Below are 18848 nucleotides of genomic sequence, written 5' to 3' on the forward strand. Positions count from 1 at the left end.
AAAGGAAGTGTTCGCATGGATTTGTTCTCCATTGGGCGGGAGGAGGACGCGGCCGCACGGCTGCTGGCCGATCGGATGCGTCCTCAAAGCCTCGATGAATATATAGGTCAAGAGCATATTATAGGACCGGGCAAGCTGCTGCGCCGGGCTGTGGAAGGGGATCAGGTCTCGTCCATCTTGCTGTACGGACCTCCGGGCTGCGGTAAAACCACATTGGCGCATATCATTTCCCGGCATACCCAAGGGACGTTCGTCCGATTAAACGCTGTGGACGCCTCCGTCAAGGACGTCAGAGAGGTGATTGAGCAGGCCCAGAATAATCGCTCCCTGTACGGCAGCAAGACCATTTTATTCCTGGATGAGGTACATCGCTTTAACAGCGCCCGTCAGGACGCGCTGCTGCCTGCTGTAGAGAAGGGGACGATTATTTTTATCGGGGCGACGACAGAGAATCCGTTTCATTATGTTAACGGAGCCTTGATGAGCCGGTCCACCTTGTTCCAGCTGCAGCCGCTTACGAAGGAGCATGCACTGGAGGCCATGCACCGGGCCCTGAAGGACAACGAACGCGGATTGGGATTTATGGACCTTGTGGCAGATGATGACGCACTGGCTCATATATCAGCTATGGCGAACGGAGATATCCGCAGAGCCTTGAATGCGCTGGAGCTAGCAGCCATGACCACACCGCCGGACGCCACCGGAACTGTGCATGTTACTCTGGCCGTAGCTGAGGAATCCATCCGGCGCCCGATTGTAAAGGCGGACGAATCTACCCAGTACGACGTCTTGTCTGCCTTTCACAAAAGCATTCGCGGCTCCAGTGATGCGGCGCTCTTCTGGTTCTTATATGCGGTAGAGAAGCTTGGGATGGATCCCATGACTTTTATTCGCAGGCTGATTGCAGCGAGCAGCGAGGATATTGGCCTGGCGAATCCCCAGGCGATGGTTCAGGCCGTGAGCGCACTGGAGGCCTACCGCAATAACGGCTGGCCGGAGGCCAAGCTGAATATTGCCCAGGCGATTCTTTTTTGCGTGGAAAGCCCGAAGTCCAATGCCGTATATACCGCGATCCATTCGGCCATGGCTTCAATAGAGCAGGTTTCCTCCGCGGAGGTGCCGCTGCATTTGCGGGATACCCACTACAAGGGTGCCGTGAAGCTCGGGCATGAGGGATATCGTTATCCCCATGACTATCCCGGTCACTACGTGAAGCAGGAGTATCTCCCGAGGGAGCTCCAGAACAAAGTGTTTTACCGGGCAACGGAGCAGGGAAGCGAGCAGAAGATTGCTCACAATCAGCGCCTGCGCCAAGGAGAATAACGTGACGGGCTCTATTCCGGGCAAGGGCAAAAATATACTTCTCGTCGCTGTCGGCGGGGCCGCAGGGGCGCTCGCCAGATCTGGTCTGGATGCCGCAATTCCTGCACCCGCCTCCGGCTTTCCGCTGGGCATCCTGCTTGTGAATCTGGCGGGGTGCCTCCTGCTGGGCTGGCTGCTGGGCGGCGGCGCAGCTGCTGTGAAGCTTCCGGCAGAGGCCACGCTGCTGCTGGGAACCGGTTTAGTGGGGGCTTTCACAACCATGTCCACCTTTAGTGTTCAGTTACTTCGACTCCTAGAGAGTGGACAGCACTTGTCTGCACTAGCCTATATCGCCTGTAGTCTTATAGGCGGACTCTTGCTATCCTGGGGAGGCCTCTGGCTGGGAAGAAAGAGCACGCCTCTGAGGGAGGCGGATCGCCGATGATTGCGCTATATATTGCGGTAGGAGGCATGCTCGGTGCGGCAGCACGATATGCGGCCGGGCTGCGTCTCGGGTATTCAGGCAAGGGCTTTCCTAGGGGCACGACCGTCGTAAATGTGTCGGGATCTATGCTGCTTGGCGTCATTGTCGCGAATGAGCAGGCGCTGTCTCCGCAGCTGTATGCCCTGCTGGGCATCGGCTTTTGTGGAGCGTTCACTACATTTTCCACGTTTGGCTATGAGACGGTGACATTGATGATGCAGAAGAAGAGGCGGCTGGCTGTGCTTTACGTGGCCGTCACGCTCATTTTGGGACTGTCAGGTGCGGCGGCAGGGTATTATGCTTCACGACTGATCCTGTAAAGGGGTATACCGGTTTTTACAATGTAAAAGGGGGGAATCATCATGCGTAAATCAGGGGCTGTATGGCTGCTGACGGCGGTCCTGCTGGTTAGCGGCTGCGGCAACGGCGGGGCTCAAGATGATCATGCGGGAGAGCATGCAGCGGAACATGAGGCTGACCATCATCTGCAGGAGCACGGCTCTCAGCACAAGTTGAGTAATGGAGACCTTCAAGAGTTGACGTCGTCGGGTGAGGTGCTGCCTTCTTTTCTGGACGGCAAGAGCAATGACATTCGCGCTGTCTACAGCATCGCTGCCCAAATTACAGATGTGCTTCCGTACATCCCGTGCTATTGCGGCTGCGGGGAAAGCGCGGGACACGAGAGCAATCTGAACTGCTTCATTAAAGAGGTACGGGAAGACGGCAGCATACTGTGGGATGATCATGGTACGCGCTGCGGCGTCTGCCTGGATATTGCTGTGGAATCCGCCAAGCTGAAATCCGAAGGGAAGAGCCTGAGTGAGATTCGCGAGGCTGTGGATGCCAAATACGAGAACGGCTATGCAAAGCCAACTCCGACGCCGATGCCGATGCCGGCCTCATAACGGTCTTCTATCATTGTAAAAAGAGCTCCGAAGGGCGAATTCTCGCCTTCCGGAGCTCTTTTCTGTTATGCACACGATTGTCAGCACCTCAGATCCGTCGCGGGTGGAGGGGCTGAAGCTTACAGCTCAATGGAGTTTCTTAAATGAAGCGCGGCGCCGGTTACAGAGGCAGCCTCCATCAGCTGTCCCTTGGTAAATTGCGGCTTGTACTGTGCGTTATAGCCAGTGTTGGCAGCCGCAATTTGTATGGCCGTATTGTAGTACATCGTATTGGAGTGGATCAGGGCGCCTCCCAATATGACCTTTTCCGGCTGGAATATATGAATCAGGTTGCTAAGCCCGATGCCGAAATAGGATGCGGACTGGCTGAACAGCTCCACCGCGTAGGGCTCAGAGGCCTTCAGCGCCTGAATCAACACATCAAAATTAATCTGCTCCGGGGGCAGCTCCTTTTGCTGCCGGAACAGAGCGCGACCCATTTTGGCATCGGACTGAGCCTTTTGCTCCATGGCTTCAATAGAAGCGTAGGCTTCCAGCGCTCCATAATTCCCCGTATTATTCAGCCTTAATCCGCCTGCCTGGACAATCATTTGTCCGATGGCATCCTCCATATCCATGGCCCCATGAACGATGCGGCCATGAGACATCATGGCAGAGCGGAGGCTGACGCCGGCGTGAACATACAGCACGTGCTGGATGTTCTCATGCCGCAGTGACCACTGCTCTCCAATGAGCGCTGAATTGACCCCGTTCTCCAGAATCGTCCGAAAGCCGGTTTCCTCTTGGAACCATTGGCAGATCGGAACATCACTCCAGCCTCTTGCCGGGAAATATTGCGGATTCAAAATCGTTCCTGTAGACCGGTTCAATGGGCCAACGGCCCCGATCCCGAGTCCCTGGATGCGTTCCGGTGCGATCTGATGGTCCCGAAGAAACATCCGCATATGGCGCAGCACATATTCCTTGAACCGCTCCGGTGTCATGCCCTCATCCATATGCCAGTGAATCAAGGATTTAGGATTCAGCTGCATATCGAACAGGCCGAGAGAGGAGTGAATCCGGGATACCTCCAGTCCAAAAATATATCCATAATCCGGTGTGATCCGGTATAGTATGGGACGCCTGCCGCCCCGGGAGGGACCAAGATCCGCAGCCTCGATCAAGTGCTGCTCCAGCATTTCATCCAGCAGCCGGGTCAGGGTGCTGCTCTTGATCAGGGTCTTGTGCTGGAGTTCAGCCTTGGTGATGGAGCCGGCTTCTGCAATGAGGGAGTATATGAGCATTTTGGATGATGGCGTGTACAAATCTTCAGTCTGCATAGCGATTTAGGCTCCTTGTGGAAGTTCTATGTATGATTATAACGAAAGCAGGCCTTTTTTTCCAAGAAAAGTCTTTCTTCCAAAGATGTATAAAGTGGTTTAAATAACTACAAATTTGATGAACTTACTCTGAATTAAAATGAAAAATGCTTTAAATTCAAGAATGGTCAAAATACTTAATTCCAAAATGGAATAAAGGTGCTACAATAGAGGTATGAAAGCAAACATCTTTGGAGGTGACCTTCCTTGTCTAACGAACGGCGTCGTTTAATTATAGATCTGTTCAAAGCTTTTTTTCAGATTGGACCATCTACATTCGGAGGCGGATACGCCATGCTGCCTGTCATTGAACGGGAGATTATGGTGAAGCGGGGATGGATGGATGAAAAGGAAATGGCAGATATGATTTCCCTCTCCGGCTCGGCACCGGGAGGCGTTGGCGTTAACGCAGCAGCATTTATCGGGTACCGCAAGGCTGGAGTTCCCGGCGCAGCGGCAGCAGTGATCGGCATTACGCTTCCTACTTTCCTCATTGTCATTTTACTGAGCGTGTTCTACCTGATGTTTCATGACCATGAGAAGACCCAGGCTGCGCTGCAGGGCATTCAAGGGGCCGTCATTGCACTTATCCTCTTAGCCGCTTATCGGATGGCAAAGCAGTCGGTATTTGATATATCAACGGCCGTCATGATGGCTTCCGCAGTCATTATTCTCGTCGTCTTCCCGATCAGTCCGATTTATATGATTGGATTCGGCATTCTGGCAGGTATTGTGTTTATTCAGATCAAGCGCTGGATCGGGCTGTCGATTCAAACCGAGAAGGAAATCGTTGTAAACGCAACCCCTCAATCCTACAGTCCGGAATATTATATCTAACGGTGTAACGGCTTTACATGAAAGGGGGTTCATTACGCATGCTGCTGCAATTATTTCTTACTTTTCTTAAAATAGGCTTTGTCTCCTTCGGTGGAGGCTATGCCGTCATTCCACTCATTCAATTCGAGGTATCCGAGTACGGCTGGCTGTCGAACGACGAGTTTCAGAGTACGGTGGCGCTGGCTGGAATGGCGCCGGGACCGATTGCCACGAACACGGCGACGCTGATCGGCTTCAAGACCTCCGGCGCAGCTGGGGCCATGGCTGCCACAGCCGGGATTGTACTGCCCTCGCTGCTGATTATTGTTACGCTTGCCACTTTATTTTTCCGGGTTCGCCATAACAGCCTTGTGCGCTCCTCATTCTATGGATTAAGACCCATCGTAACCGGGCTGATCGTTTATGCCGCATTGCACTTCGGCTTTCTCGGCAACGGCGAGGTTGCTGTGACCTGGAGCAGCATTGGCACCCTGATTATCTGCGGCCTTAGCCTGCTGCTTCTGATCCGCTACAAGCTGCATCCGCTGCTGCTCATTCTGGCAGCCGCTGCAGCCGGCATTGTGTTATTCTAAATTAAATTAAAGCTTCCATATTAAAGGGGGAAGAGATATGAGTTCATCCGGTAACTGCTGTGCCGCTAGCCGCAGCAACGCCAATCAAGCCGTTAAGGAGCAGGTGGTGACAGAGGCCACTCTTTTGCCAGGCGAAGGAAAAGAGCATGCCGGGGCGATGGTCAGCCTGCCTGGTGGAGCCTTCTGGATGGGTACGAGCTCTACGGACGGCTTTCCGGCCGACGGAGAGGGGCCAGAGCGCAAGGTCCAGCTTGATGCCTTCGAGATCGCTCCATATGCGGTCACTAATGCGGAATATAAGGCTTTTGTGGATGCTACAGGCTATGTTACAGAGGCTGAAAGCTTTGGCTGGTCTTATGTGTTTCACCTGCTGGTGCCCGAGGAGATCAAGCAGCATGTCGAGCATGTGCCGCGGGATGTTCCCTGGTGGTATGTCGTGGAAGGGGCTTACTGGAATGCTCCGGAGGGTCCGGGGTCTCATGTGGAGGATCGGTTGGATCATCCGGTCATTCATATTTCATGGAATGATGCGGATGCCTATTGCCGCTGGGCGGGAGTCCGGCTGCCTACGGAGGCGGAGTGGGAGTATGCGGCCCGCGGAGGATTGGAGCGCAGAACATATCCATGGGGAGATCTGCTGAAGGTGGACGGCGAGCATCGCTGTAACATCTGGCAGGGCAAATTCCCCGTGCGTAACAGTGAACTGGATGGCTATGTCGGCACCGCACCGGTGGATGCCTTTTTGCCTAACGGATACGGTCTTTATAATATGTCAGGAAATGTGTGGGAGTGGTGCAGTGACTGGTTCAGCCCGGATTACCATCAGACCACTTCCGCGGACAACCCCCGATATAGTCGTTCTACCGGAAAGCGCTCCATGCGGGGCGGATCCTACTTATGTCACCGCTCATACTGCAATCGGTACCGGGTGGCTGCGCGCAGCTCCAACACGCCGGACAGCTCAACAGGCAATTGCGGGTTTCGGGTTGCTCGATCTTTGTAGTGGTATATGTGTGAGTTATTCTGATAGTAAGTGGTGATCTCATGCTGCGAAATTGGTTTCAGCGTCTGTTCATATCCTACATCTCTATTTTTCTGAGTGTCATTTTTTTGCTGTGTGTGATCTTTTATATCTTTATTCGACAGATGATGGAACAGGACATGGAGCGTCTCAATGCCCGCTACGCAGCATATGTGCTGCAGGCTGTTGAATTTCAATTGCGCAGCATTGATCAAGGCATCATTGACGAAATTCAGACGAGCAGCTTGTTTACACGTTTTTTTGAATCGAGTGGGGATGATTCGCTTCTTCACCTTGAAATGGTTAGGAAGCTTCGTTCATTGATGCTGCAATATCCGCTTATCGACAGCGTATATATTGTGAGGGTAACGGATGGAAAGACTTTAACCAGCAGCACGAGTACTTACTTAAACGAGTTTGGTGACGCGGCATTTTTCATGAATAATATGAAATCTGAAGTAAATCAGAACTGGACAAGCCTTAGAGAATTTCACGAACTAGAAGCGCAGAAGTTAAAAAATGTGGTTTCATTGTTCCGCAGATATCCAATACTTAGTGGAGAATACGGCGGTGTAGTGATCAATATCAGTGAGCAAAATTTAAGGTCGTTCTTAATGGAAGCACAGCAGGATACAGTAAGCTACACAGAACTGTATGATGCGAAGGGCAATCAAATATTTGAAAGCGATATGAATCGCCATAAAGAGCCGCCGATTACAGAGCTGTCCTCTTCCTATACCGGATGGAAGCTATTGAGTGGTGCCCGTTCTACAGAAGGGGGATTGATGTGGTGGTTCTCGGTTGGCAACCGGTGGGTGTTCAGTGCACTGCTATTGATTTTTGCTGGAGGGCTCCTGATTTTCTATGCTTCGATTCGAAACTATCGCCCGGTTAGAAAAATAAGCGATACATTAAGATCCTTTTATATGCGCACCAACCTTAACCCGCCAGATGACCCTGTCAACGATCATGGTATATTTGAGAAGTCGTTGGACGAGCTGGTGGACATTTCAAAAAAATACTGGAATCAGTCCAATGAAGTCCAGCAGTTGAGCCGTCGGCATTTTTTCCGAGAGATTGTTGAGGGGAGCCGGAGGATCGGTCATGACGAGTGGAATGCAGCTATGCATACCTATGCTATGCCGGGACAATTGTCATTTGCATTGGTGGTTAATGTAGAAATTGATCATTATACAGATTTCCAAACACAGTATAATTGCAGAGATCAACAGCTTCTGAAATATGTGCTCGCAACAGCCCACCAAGAGGCCGCACAAAAGGAGCCTCAGCTGCATCTATGGCAGGAATGGATCGCACCGATGAGGATTACGGCTATTGTAAGGTTTAACTCTTTGTCTGCAAAAGAAAATGTGCTCCATGTCTACAAGCAGCTTCAAAGCTGGGCACAAGAGCATTTGAGCTTTTCAGTCACGATTGGCTTAGGGGAAGTTGTTCATGAGCCCGGAGCTTTGGTCGAATCTTATGAACAAGCACTGGAGGCTGCTCGTTATAAGCTGGTGCTAGGGACAGGTATGCTGATCTCCTATCGGGATGTACCGGTGGGTGAAAAAGAAGAACTGTATAACAACTTTATCCAGCTGAGAAGTGCCGTTGACTTGTATCGTCTAGGAAAAGATCATTGGGAAAATAAGCTGTCCGAGCTGTTTGACAGCCTGAAGGTGGACTGGTTTTCATCTGAAGACATGCGCAGTCTCCTGAATTACTTCATCTATCACTTAGAACGAGAGATGCGTAAGCTGCCCCCACAATGGTACCAGGAATGGAATACGGCTGCGTATGAACGATTAAATCAGGCAGCGGACCGCGCAGAGCACCTTGACGAGCTGCTGAAAGAGTGGATCACGATTTTGCAAGAATGCCGTTTATGCTTTGCAGACCGGCTTCATACTCTACAGCACTATTCCGTGATCCGTGACGTGCGGGCATATCTTGAGAATCATTACAGCGATGCAGATATGTCCTTAATTGTGTTGAGTGACCGCTTTAATATTAATGCTAAGTACTTAAGTCAATTGTTTAAAGAAGCGTTTGGTGAGAAGTTTATCGACGTATTGTTAAAGCTTCGGATGGAGAAAGCCAAAGAGCTTTTAAGAGATACTGCTTTAGCTATTCAAGATATTGCGATTCAGGTAGGTTACACAAACGCAATCTCGTTTAGTCAGGCATTCAAGAAGCTTCATGGCATTTCTCCTTCCTATTACCGTAAATCCTTGACGGGTATGGAGTCTTCTGAAAATAATGAGGTCGACTGAAACTAATGCATATATTTTGCTTCTTTCAACAGCCACGGGCCCTTATGGTCTGTGGTTTTTTTTGTATAAGTGAGCAGAAAACTATATGTTGCCGGATTTATTGTAACCCCTTACATTAGGGCTACCAATAACTGAAAGGAGGAAACCTTATGGCACGGAGCATGATCCGTATGCGCGGTAATTCTCAGAAAGCTGTAGATCGTTCATTCAAAAGAAGAGCGAGCTTTAGTAAAACCGCTCCACTGCTAGTAATGCTTGCACCCGTTCTTATCTACTACATTGTGTTTAAGTACATTCCTATGCTGGGACTTGTCATTGCATTTAAGGATTACAATTTAATCGATGGTATTCTTAAAAGTCCTTGGGTGGGTTTTGATAACTTCAGACTGCTGTTCAGTAATCCGCAAAGCCTGAACATTATCAGAAACACGCTTGTGCTCAGCACGCTCTCGGTCATCGTCGGCTTTCCGTTTCCGATCTTAATCGCCTTGCTGCTTAATGAAGCGAGAGTGAAGTGGTTTAAGAAAAGTGTTCAGACGCTGGTCTACCTGCCTCACTTTTTCAGCTGGGTTATTGTCGGTGGGATTGTGTTAACCGTATTTTCACAGGAAACTGGCATTGTGAACACGGTAACTCGTTACCTATTTGGCATTGAAATCCCTTACCTCTACCAAAATACGAGCTGGGTCGCTATTTTTCTCGGCTCTGGAATTTGGAAAGAAGCGGGATTTAGCGCCATTATATACTTGGCTGCATTAACATCGATTAACCCAAGTCTTTATGAAGCGGCAAGTATTGACGGGGCAAGCAAGCTGAGGAAAATATGGCATATTACACTGCCTGCGATCAGGCCTACAATGATTATTTTACTTATTCTGGCTATGGGCCGAATTATGGAGGTAGGCTTTGATCCAATTTTTGTGCTTCAAAATTCAGCAGTCAAAGATGTGGCTGATGTGATCAGTACGTATATCTACACAATGGGGGTTCAAAATGGCTATTATTCGCTAACAACTGCAATGGGCTTGTTTGAATCATTCGTCGGATTAGTTCTGGTCTTGAGCGCAAATCGGGTCGCCCGAAAATTCGGTCAACAATTGTGGTAGGAGGATGACCTGATGATTTATGAAAAGCAAGAACGCTGGTTCTCTATTATGGTTTACTTTATTCTGTTCCTTGCAGGCGCATCGTGCTTGCTGCCTTTAATTTATATTATTTCAGTTTCGTTTAGCAGCTACGATGCAATTGTGACCGGTAAAGTAAGCTTTTGGCCGATTGAAGCTACACTGGATAATTATAGACAGCTGCTTAAAGGAACACGGGTCGTACAAGGTCTCGTAAACAATGTTATTTTGACCGTTGTCGGAACCTTGCTTAGCCTGGGCATGACTATTTTGGCCGCCTATCCATTGTCTCGAGGATATTGCTATGGCAGAAGATTTTTTACATTGGCAATCATTTTCACCATGCTATTTCAGGGTGGGCTGATACCTTCATTCATGCTGATCAAGAATCTGGATTTGATGAACACATATTGGTCTTTATGGCTACCTGGCATTGTGAGCACCTACAACATGCTGATCATGCGGACATTTTTTGAACAAATCCCGGAAGAAATGATCGAGTCAGCACAAATAGACGGTTCGGGGGAATGGCGAATATTGCTTCATCTGATTCTACCGCTGTCTAAACCGGTCCTGGCTACATTGGGGTTGTTCTATGCAGTACATTATTGGAATTTGTTTCTTCCCGTTCTGCTCTATATTACGGAGTCTGAAAAAATCAATCTGACCGTAATGGTGCAGCAAATGATTCAAAGTACGCAGCTGATCGCTTTATTAGGGCAGGACTCTGCGAACATTGACATCATGCTGACACCTGCTGGAATCAAATCGGCAGGCATTCTGGTGCTAGTGCTGCCATTGATGATGGTCTATCCGTTTCTGCAAAAGTATTTTGTCAAGGGGGTGATGCTTGGTGCGGTAAAGGGATAAGCTCAACTTTGGTATAACGTTTACGATTACACTATGAGGAGTGGGGCAATTGAAAAGGAAGGCAGTCTCTTTGAGTAAAGTATTGGCATTTGTACTTATGATCGCATTTCTGCTTGTAGGCTGTTCACAGAATGAAGCCAATTCACCTTCGCCAACGGTGAAAGACAACGAGGCAGCAACGGATAAGCCTACAATTACAGTCCCTTTTGTAGATTTCGGAGTCATTCCAACCAGCCAGGGTACAGGTGAGCAAAATTTCTGGACGGAATGGATTAATGAGAATGCGCCTGTTCAAGTGGAATTTATGAACATTCCTGTGGCACAGCGCATTGAAAAATATAATGCATTGTTTGCTTCAGGGGATGCGCCGGACCTCATCATGACCTTTGGTGACGAATATATCAATCATCTGATCGATCAGAAGCTGGTGATGCCGATTGATGAGCTGATTGAGAAATACAGCACAGAATACAAAGCGCTGATGGAAAAGTATCCTGAAATTAAAAAGGTAGCTACCAAGTCAGACGGAAATATGTATCAGTTTACTCGTGTTATCGGGTTAAAAACAAACCGGATTATGGTGATCCGTGACGACTGGCTGAAAAAACTCGGACTTGAAATGCCACGAACGACAGAGGAGCTATACGCTGTCGCAGAGGCTTTCGCGAAGGAAGATCCCGATGGTAACGGCAAAGCTGATACTTATGGGATTGGGTTATCCGAAAATAGCCGGAATCTGATCAATGATATCTTCGGCGTTACCAGCTATTATGAAACAGAAGGCAAGCTAACGAGAGATGACGAGCCAAGCCGCCAGGCGCTGAGTTTTATGAAAAAGCTGTACGATAACAATGTGGTTGACAAGGATTTCCTGACCGATGTTATCGGGGATAAGGAAAAGCAAGATTTTCTGAATGGCAAGCTCGGCATCACCTTTATTAATCAGGGAGCCAGAGCAATGGGGTATGATACTTTTAAAACCTTTAAGAACAATAACCCTGATGGGTCCTATCAGACCATGCCAATTCCTGAGTCTCCAACTGGAAAACACATGATTTATTTAAATCCACCTTTTGAAATGTTTGTGATGGTGAATTCCAAAGCGAAGAATCCGGAAGCGGTCATGAAATATATTGACTTTCTGATTAAAGATTCTACTGGAATTACAATGAGCTATGGAATTAAAGACAAGCATTGGAAGCTCGGAGAGAACGGATGTCCACAAAGCCTGGATTCTGCGCTTTATACAGAAGAAGTGGGATGGAATCGCTTGTATTTTGAATGGCTGTATCCAGAAATGGAATTCGGTCCGTGCCGGGACTTCGTCAGCACGTTAAATCCGGAAGATCCGATGGATGAAGCATTTATTCAAATTGCTAATGATGCTGCTGAATTTTATTTAAACGGGGATCACAAGCCGAGCTTTTTGACTTATGGAAATTACATGCCTCAAATGCCCAAAGAGCTCAATCAAATCGGGTCGACGATGAACAAAACAATTACTGATATTAGGAATAAATCTATCGTTAGCGGAGCTTCCTATACGGTAGATCAAGCCTTGAAGGATGCAGAGGATATTTTTGTAAAGTCCGGTGGTGAACGGATTCTGGAATTCCATAACCAGTGGTTTACTTCAGAGAAACAATCAGACGTATTCTTAAAGAAAGACGTTTATAATTTCTACACCACAAAGCAAAAAGATTTGATGAAAAAACCAGCTGTTGATTTTTAATCCGTACTTACATTTCTAGGAATTGCATTACTTCATCAAAAAAGAAAAGGCCGCACCGCAGATAAATCTGTGGCTTCGGCCTTTCTTATTGAACTTTCGTCAATAGCTTATACACAAGCTCTTTGAGACTGATTTTATTATTTATTCATATTGAGGAGAAATCATAGGAAGAGGAGGAATATTTGTTAGTGAAATCAGGTCTTAGGAAGTTACTTTCATGAATCCTGCAGAGCAATAAAAGACTAATAGATAAGCGTTTATTTACTATTGAAGTACCGGAAACCTTATATTAATGTTTGTTCTAAGCTGGAAATGATAACGCATACAAAGCAACAAAAAGCACATTTCCAAATACCATGATAAAAAGGGAGGTCCAAGGTTAGTAGATTAACAAAATTACAGGGAGATGAAAACATGTCAAGAATGAAAAAACGGGCGCCTGGGCTTGTGCGATGGCTAGTGATTGCGCTTATTGTAAGTTTGCTTCCTTGGACGCCAGCCGAGCTACAGGCTGCAGAAGAAGAAATTTCAGTTCAGCCGCCTCTTCATGAGGCGATATCCTTGTATCCGGCACCGGAAGGACTGCCTGCATCAAATTATTATAGTGTAATGGTGAACGGAAAGAATTCATACACCTACCAAAGTGTTAATCATTATCCGGATACGTATACTTCTGGACAAGGAGATAATGCTTCCTGGACTAGCTTTGCGATGGAAGATGGCCCTGTCACTATTGAAGTGACCAGGTTGACAGGTGATCCTGTGAAGAAAGCGGTAGTGAGGCCTTTGGATCTCGGCATTACGCCGGTTATAGACGGCAATACCGTTCGATTTACACTAGACAATCCCGCTAAAGTATCTGTAGAATTTGACGGCGACCTGAAGAATAAAATGTTTATCTTCGCCGATCCTCCGGAGGACCCGCAATTAATACCGAATAAGCAGGATCCTCATGTGCTGGTATATGAATCCGGTTCACACAATCTGGATCAGGATAACGCATTGACGGAAGGAAAAACTCTTTATTTCGAGCCTGGGATCCATGATTTAGGAGATAACAAGACCTACAGCTTGAGATCAAATCAGACCATATATGTTGCTCCCGGTGCTTACGTTAAAGGATCCTTTACAGGTAACGGTCAGCGGAACATCTCCATTTTGGGCCGAGGAATAATTTCGGGAGAGAATAAAAAACACGACGGCAAGTGGGGCGTCGATGGTCTGCTTGTATTCCGTAACATTCATGACTTTCATGTGGATGGACCAACGCTTGTCGATACTCCGGGTTTTAATCTTGCAAACTATACAGGAATCTCTGAAGATCCGGCTGATCTAAATGTATATAACAATATTAAAATGATTGGCTGGAGACACAATTCCGATGGTATTCATCCGATCGGAAACAGTACAGTTCGTGACATCTTCTTTTTTGGAACGGATGATGCCATTGACATTGGTCAAGGTATTTCTTATCTGGATGTCCAGGACGTGGTTGCCTGGCAGCATAAGAACGGATCGGTCCTGCTTATTAGCTGGAACGGAGAGTATGCGGATCGTGTGTCTGTAAACAATGTTGACGTCATCCATTATGATACGCATGGGGGCAACAATGGTCATGTCATTCTTGCACTGCATGGAGGCGGCAATCCAGGCGATCTTCGCAATTTTATGATACAGGATGTAAGGGTGGAGGAGTTTAATGGCAGCTCCAAAAGCTTCATTGGATTAAGCATTACGAAGACTCAATTTGCGAACGGGAAAGATTTTGGGAAAATAGAGCATATGTATTTTAAAGACTTGCGGATTGACCAGCCTTCCAGTGGTAATTTAATCAGCGGTCTTCCTTCTTCGGAAGCCCCCGACAGCAAAGTGTCCCATCTAGTATTTGACCATCTTGTCATTAATGGGAAGGTTGTGACCAGTTTAAATGAAGCGGGAATCATGACAGATCAAACCTCGGAAGATATCGTGTTTGTGGACCGCAACCGTGCAGCGAATTGGAGTTTTGAAGAGCAACAAGACTCGTCTGTTCAGGAGTGGTCTAATGCTGGGGATGAGAATGCTTTTTCTGTTCAAGAGGCTCCCGGACTAGAACTGAAACAGGGTGAAGCACGACGGGAAGTCTATAATCCGCTGGGAGCAGCGCTTGGTAGTCGATATGCTGTTCATCAAAGCTCAGAAAATTATTATGTAGAGACCTCTCAAGAAATCAGTGGTCTCGAGGATGGAGAATACACTCTGAGTGCTTGGGTGAAGTCTAGTGGCGGACAGGAAAAAGCGGTGATGTCTGTCTCAGGTCATGGACGTGAAAATCAGGTTGTGGAAATTCCGGAAAGTAATGAATGGACTAAAGTTTCCATCAAAAATATTCAGGTAACAACAGGAAAAGCAGAAATTAAGTTCACATCTCAAGCAATAGGTGAGCAATGGATATATTTTGATCATATTGTGTTTGGCAAGCAATATTTGTATCAGATTCCTTCTTCGGATTCTCCATATAAAGCACAAGCCATTATGGGGACTGCAGCTATAGATGGCCTGATTGATTCCGCTTGGGAAAAAGCACCGATGATTAAGAGTGATCAGCTGCGACTGGGTAACTCATCGAATACGGGATTTTTCCGTATGATGTGGGATCAGAAATATTTGTACATCCTGGCACAGGTTCCGGTGAACGGCAGCTTGAATGCAGAGTCATCAGACCTTTGGAATCGTGACAGTGTAGAAGTGTTTCTCGATCATGATAATTCAAAATCCCCGACGTATGACGACAATGACAGACACATCATCATGGACTATAAAAATCAAATTCAAGCCTTTGATGTATTGGGTACTGCAGGTATGGACTCCGCTGCCTCACTGCTTAACAATGGCTATGTTGCTGAAGTAAAGATTCCGTTCACGGATACACCGCGTATTGGTGACATCCTGGGTATGGATGTTCAGGTCAATAGTACGAACGGAAGCCCTTCTCGCCAGTCGATCAGTGGATGGTCGGGAACTCAGAACCAATCAGATCAGACTCCATCAGTATGGGGAGAGCTTGAATTGATCGGATACGAGTCCGAAGCCATAATGGGTACGCCTACTATAAGTGAGATCATTGATTCAGAGTGGAATGAGGTGCCGGCTGTAAACATTGATCAGCTTCGGATGGGGAATTCCATAACTCCAGGTACACTCAAAGCGATGTGGGACCATCACCACTTGTATCTTTTGGCGGAGGTTTATGGAGATACTGCGCTGAATGCAGTAAATAAGAATATCTGGGAAAATGATTCCGTTGAGTTTTTTGTAAATCCGGTAAAATCCAGAAGGCTTTCTTATGGATCTGAAGATCGTCATATTATTGTGAACTATGAAAACAGCATTAAAAACTTCGACCAGGTAGGATTAGACAATATTCGCACTGTTGCCGAGGCTGAGGGCACAAATTATAAGGTGCTTGCAGTGATTCCTGTTGAAGCAGGTCTGCAGGCGGGTGACCTATTAGGCTATGACAGTCAAATCAACAGTACGGGGGGTACTCAGAACCGTGTTTCCATTACAGGCTGGTCGGGAACTCAGAATTTATCCGATGCAAGTCCTGCCGTGTGGGGCACCTTGAAGCTTGTGGGATTTGAGGCATCTGCAGTTCAAGGTACGCCAAATATGAATGCGGAAACCATAGATCCATTATGGACGCTTGCCCCGCCCGTTAGCATTGAGCGTTTGAGGCTGGGTGAAATACCACTGCCCGGGACGTTTCAATTATTATGGGATGATGACTATCTGTATGCGCTTGTTAAAGCTAAAGCCGGTTACGTCTTAAATCACGAGAACCAAAAAATTTGGGAGAAGGACGCAGCTGAGTTTTTTGTGGATGAAGATAATAGCAAGAGCTTGAGCTACGGCAGCTTTGATAGACATATCATTGTCTCGTATATGAATGACATTCAACCTTTTAAAAATATGGATCTGGAAGGTGTAGAATCCGTCACGGCTGTCACAGATGAAGGGTTTCATGTCATGATTAAAATACCATTCAAGCTTCCTCATGCTGCAGGCGATCGTATCGGGTTTGATGTTCAGTTGGACAGCACCCAAGGCACTGCATCCAGACAATCCATAACAGGCTGGTCTGGTTCTGAAAACTTATCAAGCACAACACCTTCATATCTTGGAACCGTTATACTTCAATCCGGGCCGCCTTCGCAATCTGCAGTTCAATCCGCACAGATATATAGCGAGAAAAGGACGTTAGTTCTTGGTGAACCAGGACAGGATGCGACGAAAATCCGTATTAAAGGCTGGCTTGAGGATGGGCGTGCAGCTAATATTGCCGCGGCCGATCTTTCTTACACCAGCAGTGACACAAGTGTGGCTGCTGTGCAAGATGATGGTACAGTCGTTGCTAAATCACCAGGGATAGCTTATATTACTGCAACAATTCATCTTCAAGGAGCAGCCGTACAAACAAATGCCATTCTCTTTAAGGTCATAGAGTATCCTGTGATGCCAAACCGGATATTTAATCCGGGGTTTGAAGAGGATAAAGGTTACAAAAATCCACCAACCGGCTGGTCTGTTTCGGGCGATACCAAAGCTTTTTATACAATGGATAACCAGTATGGTGCTAACCATCGCAATGGCATTCAGTTTGGAAATTTCTACAGCAGTGATGCTTATAAAGTGACGGTAACTCAAACTGTGTATAACCTTCCCGATGGATTGTATGAGTTTGAGGTCTGGCATAAGGGATACGGTCTAAACTCCGGATACGCGGCAGTCAAAAATTATGGCGGTGATGACGCTAAGGTGGAGCTGACAGATACGACTAACAGTTATACCAAGCTAAGTATTAAAGAGATTAAGGTTACATCAGGAGAAGCAACCATTGAACTTTACGTGGATGGTAAAAAAGGCACCCCTATGTATGTGGATGATATTGTATTTCGTCAATCACGTCCCAAGTCTACGGATGCAGCATTGGCGGATATTCTTATTGACGGTTCATATCTGCCTGGGTTTGAGAGTGGCAGGACGGCATACGAGGTTTTACTGCCAGCAGGCAGAATAAATATTCCCGCAGTCGTCCCGGTCCTCTTCGATACAAATGCTGCAGTCAAGATCAATATGCCTGCCAGTATACCGGGTACAGCAGAAATTGTAGTAACGGCGGAGGACCCTGCTGTGAGCTCGGTATATACTATTTTCTTCAGTCAAACTGCAGCTCCTGTAACTCCGCCAGTAATCCCTGCTCCTCCGTCTGGAACAGAGCCTGTGGTCGTAAAGCCCGAGTCTGAGATAGATCGGGATGACTGGGTGATTCAGGTAAACGCTGGTACCGGTCGTGCTGAAGTGCCTCTCCATGAGATAAAGGGGCGTTCCCTAACCATTAATAATGGTAGTGCAGCAATGACGCTGGATCGTAAATGGCTGGAGGAAATCAAGGCGATGCAACGGTCAAATGATACGAATGCAAAGTTGGAAATTACCTTACAGCCATTGGATACAGCGAAAGTCTCGATGCTGATGAAAACGGATTTTCAAGCCGCTGTAAAAAAAGCAGGAGCAGTCTACCAATTAAACGTTTCACTAATAAATAACGGAAAAATGATTACATTGAAGCCTGGCAAGGAGGCTATCCGGGTGGTGCTCCCGCTGGAAGGCAATCACGTCAATGCCGACCTCACAGGAGTATACTATTTTGATGAGACTAGCGGTATATGGGCATATATGGACCGTGAGCCAAAGAATGACGCAGAAAGTCTGGCACTGTACTTAAACCAGTTTGGAATGCATGGTTTATTCGAGTACTCCAAAATATTTACGGATGTACCTTCAACGCATTGGGTGTTTCCTGCTGTTCAGTTAATGAGTTCTAGACATATCATAACGGGTGTAAACAACCTCCAGTTCAAGCCAGGGGCGTCCATTACGAGAGCAGAGGCAGCGGTATTGATCTCTAGGGCTTTAAAACTGCCTCCATCCAGTGCAAACTCCTTTTCCGATATAAAGGCAGGGATTTGGTACGAAGCTCACGCTGCTGCCGTAGCTGATCTCGGCATCATTATCGGACGACAAAATGACCATTTTGCACCTAATGAGCCCTTAACCCGCGAAGAAATGGCTGCAGTTCTGGTAAGAGCGTACAGGTATAAATACCAGAGTGGGCACAGTGAAGCATCTGGACCAACAGTAAGCGGAGAGCTTTTTCAGGATGTATCACAAATTTCGGACTGGGCATTTGAGAACGTTGCGGAGGCGATCAGTATCGGTTTGCTTCAGGGGAAGGGGAATGGAAGGTTTGCACCTAAAGATCAGGTTACCCGTGCTGAAGCGGCGCAAGCCCTGTACAATTTGTTGCAGATCAATAATGAATAGAGTA

At 47.3% G+C, this 18848-nt stretch carries 13 protein-coding genes; 12 read left to right on the forward strand and 1 reads right to left on the reverse strand.

The window, feature by feature from the left end; all coding sequences use genetic code 11:
* Nucleotides 1-15 precede the first annotated feature (15 nt).
* The 4 genes from E6C60_RS06495 to E6C60_RS06510 are packed head-to-tail and all read left to right on the forward strand — an operon-like array spanning nt 16 to nt 2691.
* The gene (locus E6C60_RS06495; protein ID WP_138225110.1) at nt 16-1323 is read left to right on the forward strand and encodes a replication-associated recombination protein A; all 1308 of its coding nucleotides are present in this window, start codon (nt 16-18) and stop codon (nt 1321-1323) included.
* 1 nt (nt 1324) lies between these two features.
* Nucleotides 1325-1747: a fluoride efflux transporter CrcB gene (gene crcB / locus E6C60_RS06500; RefSeq protein ID WP_233281169.1), complete on the forward strand. Its 423-nt coding sequence runs from the start codon at nt 1325-1327 to the stop codon at nt 1745-1747.
* Nucleotides 1744-2106: a fluoride efflux transporter CrcB gene (gene crcB, locus E6C60_RS06505; protein WP_138225111.1), complete on the forward strand. Its 363-nt coding sequence runs from the start codon at nt 1744-1746 to the stop codon at nt 2104-2106. The genes crcB (E6C60_RS06500) and crcB (E6C60_RS06505) overlap by 4 nt, the downstream gene beginning before the upstream one ends.
* A gap of 42 nt (nt 2107-2148) precedes the next feature.
* Nucleotides 2149-2691, forward strand: coding sequence for a PCYCGC motif-containing (lipo)protein (locus tag E6C60_RS06510; RefSeq protein WP_138225112.1), 543 nt, complete (start codon nt 2149-2151; stop codon nt 2689-2691).
* Nucleotides 2692-2810: 119 nt separating this feature from the next.
* Here the strand turns inward: E6C60_RS06510 and E6C60_RS06515 are convergent, their stop codons facing one another.
* Complete coding sequence (locus E6C60_RS06515) at nt 2811-4010, reverse strand: ROK family transcriptional regulator (RefSeq protein WP_138225113.1); 1200 nt, start codon at nt 4008-4010, stop codon at nt 2811-2813.
* Between the two features lie 246 nt (nt 4011-4256).
* On the opposite strand from E6C60_RS06515, the gene E6C60_RS06520 reads away from it, so the two are divergent.
* From E6C60_RS06520 to E6C60_RS06555, 8 genes are all read left to right on the forward strand, one after another.
* Nucleotides 4257-4886, forward strand: coding sequence for a chromate transporter (locus tag E6C60_RS06520; RefSeq protein WP_138225114.1), 630 nt, complete (start codon nt 4257-4259; stop codon nt 4884-4886).
* 38 nt (nt 4887-4924) lie between these two features.
* Nucleotides 4925-5458: a chromate transporter gene (locus E6C60_RS06525; protein ID WP_138225115.1), complete on the forward strand. Its 534-nt coding sequence runs from the start codon at nt 4925-4927 to the stop codon at nt 5456-5458.
* A gap of 157 nt (nt 5459-5615) precedes the next feature.
* Nucleotides 5616-6461, forward strand: a complete 846-nt coding sequence (locus E6C60_RS06530; protein WP_233281219.1) for a formylglycine-generating enzyme family protein — start codon at nt 5616-5618, stop codon at nt 6459-6461.
* Nucleotides 6462-6619: 158 nt separating this feature from the next.
* Nucleotides 6620-8752, forward strand: coding sequence for a helix-turn-helix domain-containing protein (locus E6C60_RS06535; protein ID WP_175415228.1), 2133 nt, complete (start codon nt 6620-6622; stop codon nt 8750-8752).
* Nucleotides 8753-8901: 149 nt separating this feature from the next.
* Nucleotides 8902-9858 (forward strand): ABC transporter permease, encoded by a 957-nt coding sequence (locus E6C60_RS06540; RefSeq protein WP_233281170.1) that lies wholly within the window; start codon nt 8902-8904, stop codon nt 9856-9858.
* A 12-nt stretch (nt 9859-9870) separates the two neighbouring features.
* Nucleotides 9871-10746 carry a carbohydrate ABC transporter permease gene (locus E6C60_RS06545; protein ID WP_138225118.1) on the forward strand — a complete coding sequence of 292 codons (876 nt, stop codon included), beginning with the start codon at nt 9871-9873 and terminating at the stop codon, nt 10744-10746.
* A 70-nt stretch (nt 10747-10816) separates the two neighbouring features.
* Nucleotides 10817-12478: an extracellular solute-binding protein gene (locus tag E6C60_RS06550; RefSeq protein WP_138225119.1), complete on the forward strand. Its 1662-nt coding sequence runs from the start codon at nt 10817-10819 to the stop codon at nt 12476-12478.
* A 414-nt stretch (nt 12479-12892) separates the two neighbouring features.
* Entirely contained in the window at nt 12893-18844 is a 5952-nt protein-coding gene (locus E6C60_RS06555; RefSeq protein WP_138225120.1) for a sugar-binding protein, read from the forward strand.
* Nucleotides 18845-18848: the final 4 nt, after the last annotated feature.

It is taken from the genome of Paenibacillus algicola, from assembly GCF_005577435.1.
Classification (GTDB): Bacteria; Bacillota; Bacilli; order Paenibacillales; family Paenibacillaceae; genus Paenibacillus_AQ; species Paenibacillus_AQ algicola.

What these genes read in the sequence shown, in the direction of transcription:
- E6C60_RS06495 (WP_138225110.1), top strand. Translation starts at nt 16, where the DNA reads ATGGATTTGTTCTCCATTGGGCGGGAGGAGGACGCGGCCGCACGGCTG.
- crcB (WP_138225111.1), top strand. Translation starts at nt 1,744, where the DNA reads ATGATTGCGCTATATATTGCGGTAGGAGGCATGCTCGGTGCGGCAGCA.
- E6C60_RS06510 (WP_138225112.1), top strand. Translation starts at nt 2,149, where the DNA reads ATGCGTAAATCAGGGGCTGTATGGCTGCTGACGGCGGTCCTGCTGGTT.
- E6C60_RS06515 (WP_138225113.1), bottom strand. Translation starts at nt 4,010, where the DNA reads ATGCAGACTGAAGATTTGTACACGCCATCATCCAAAATGCTCATATAC.
- E6C60_RS06525 (WP_138225115.1), top strand. Translation starts at nt 4,925, where the DNA reads ATGCTGCTGCAATTATTTCTTACTTTTCTTAAAATAGGCTTTGTCTCC.
- E6C60_RS06530 (WP_233281219.1), top strand. Translation starts at nt 5,616, where the DNA reads ATGGTCAGCCTGCCTGGTGGAGCCTTCTGGATGGGTACGAGCTCTACG.
- E6C60_RS06535 (WP_175415228.1), top strand. Translation starts at nt 6,620, where the DNA reads ATGGAGCGTCTCAATGCCCGCTACGCAGCATATGTGCTGCAGGCTGTT.
- E6C60_RS06540 (WP_233281170.1), top strand. Translation starts at nt 8,902, where the DNA reads ATGGCACGGAGCATGATCCGTATGCGCGGTAATTCTCAGAAAGCTGTA.
- E6C60_RS06545 (WP_138225118.1), top strand. Translation starts at nt 9,871, where the DNA reads ATGATTTATGAAAAGCAAGAACGCTGGTTCTCTATTATGGTTTACTTT.
- E6C60_RS06555 (WP_138225120.1), top strand. Translation starts at nt 12,893, where the DNA reads ATGTCAAGAATGAAAAAACGGGCGCCTGGGCTTGTGCGATGGCTAGTG.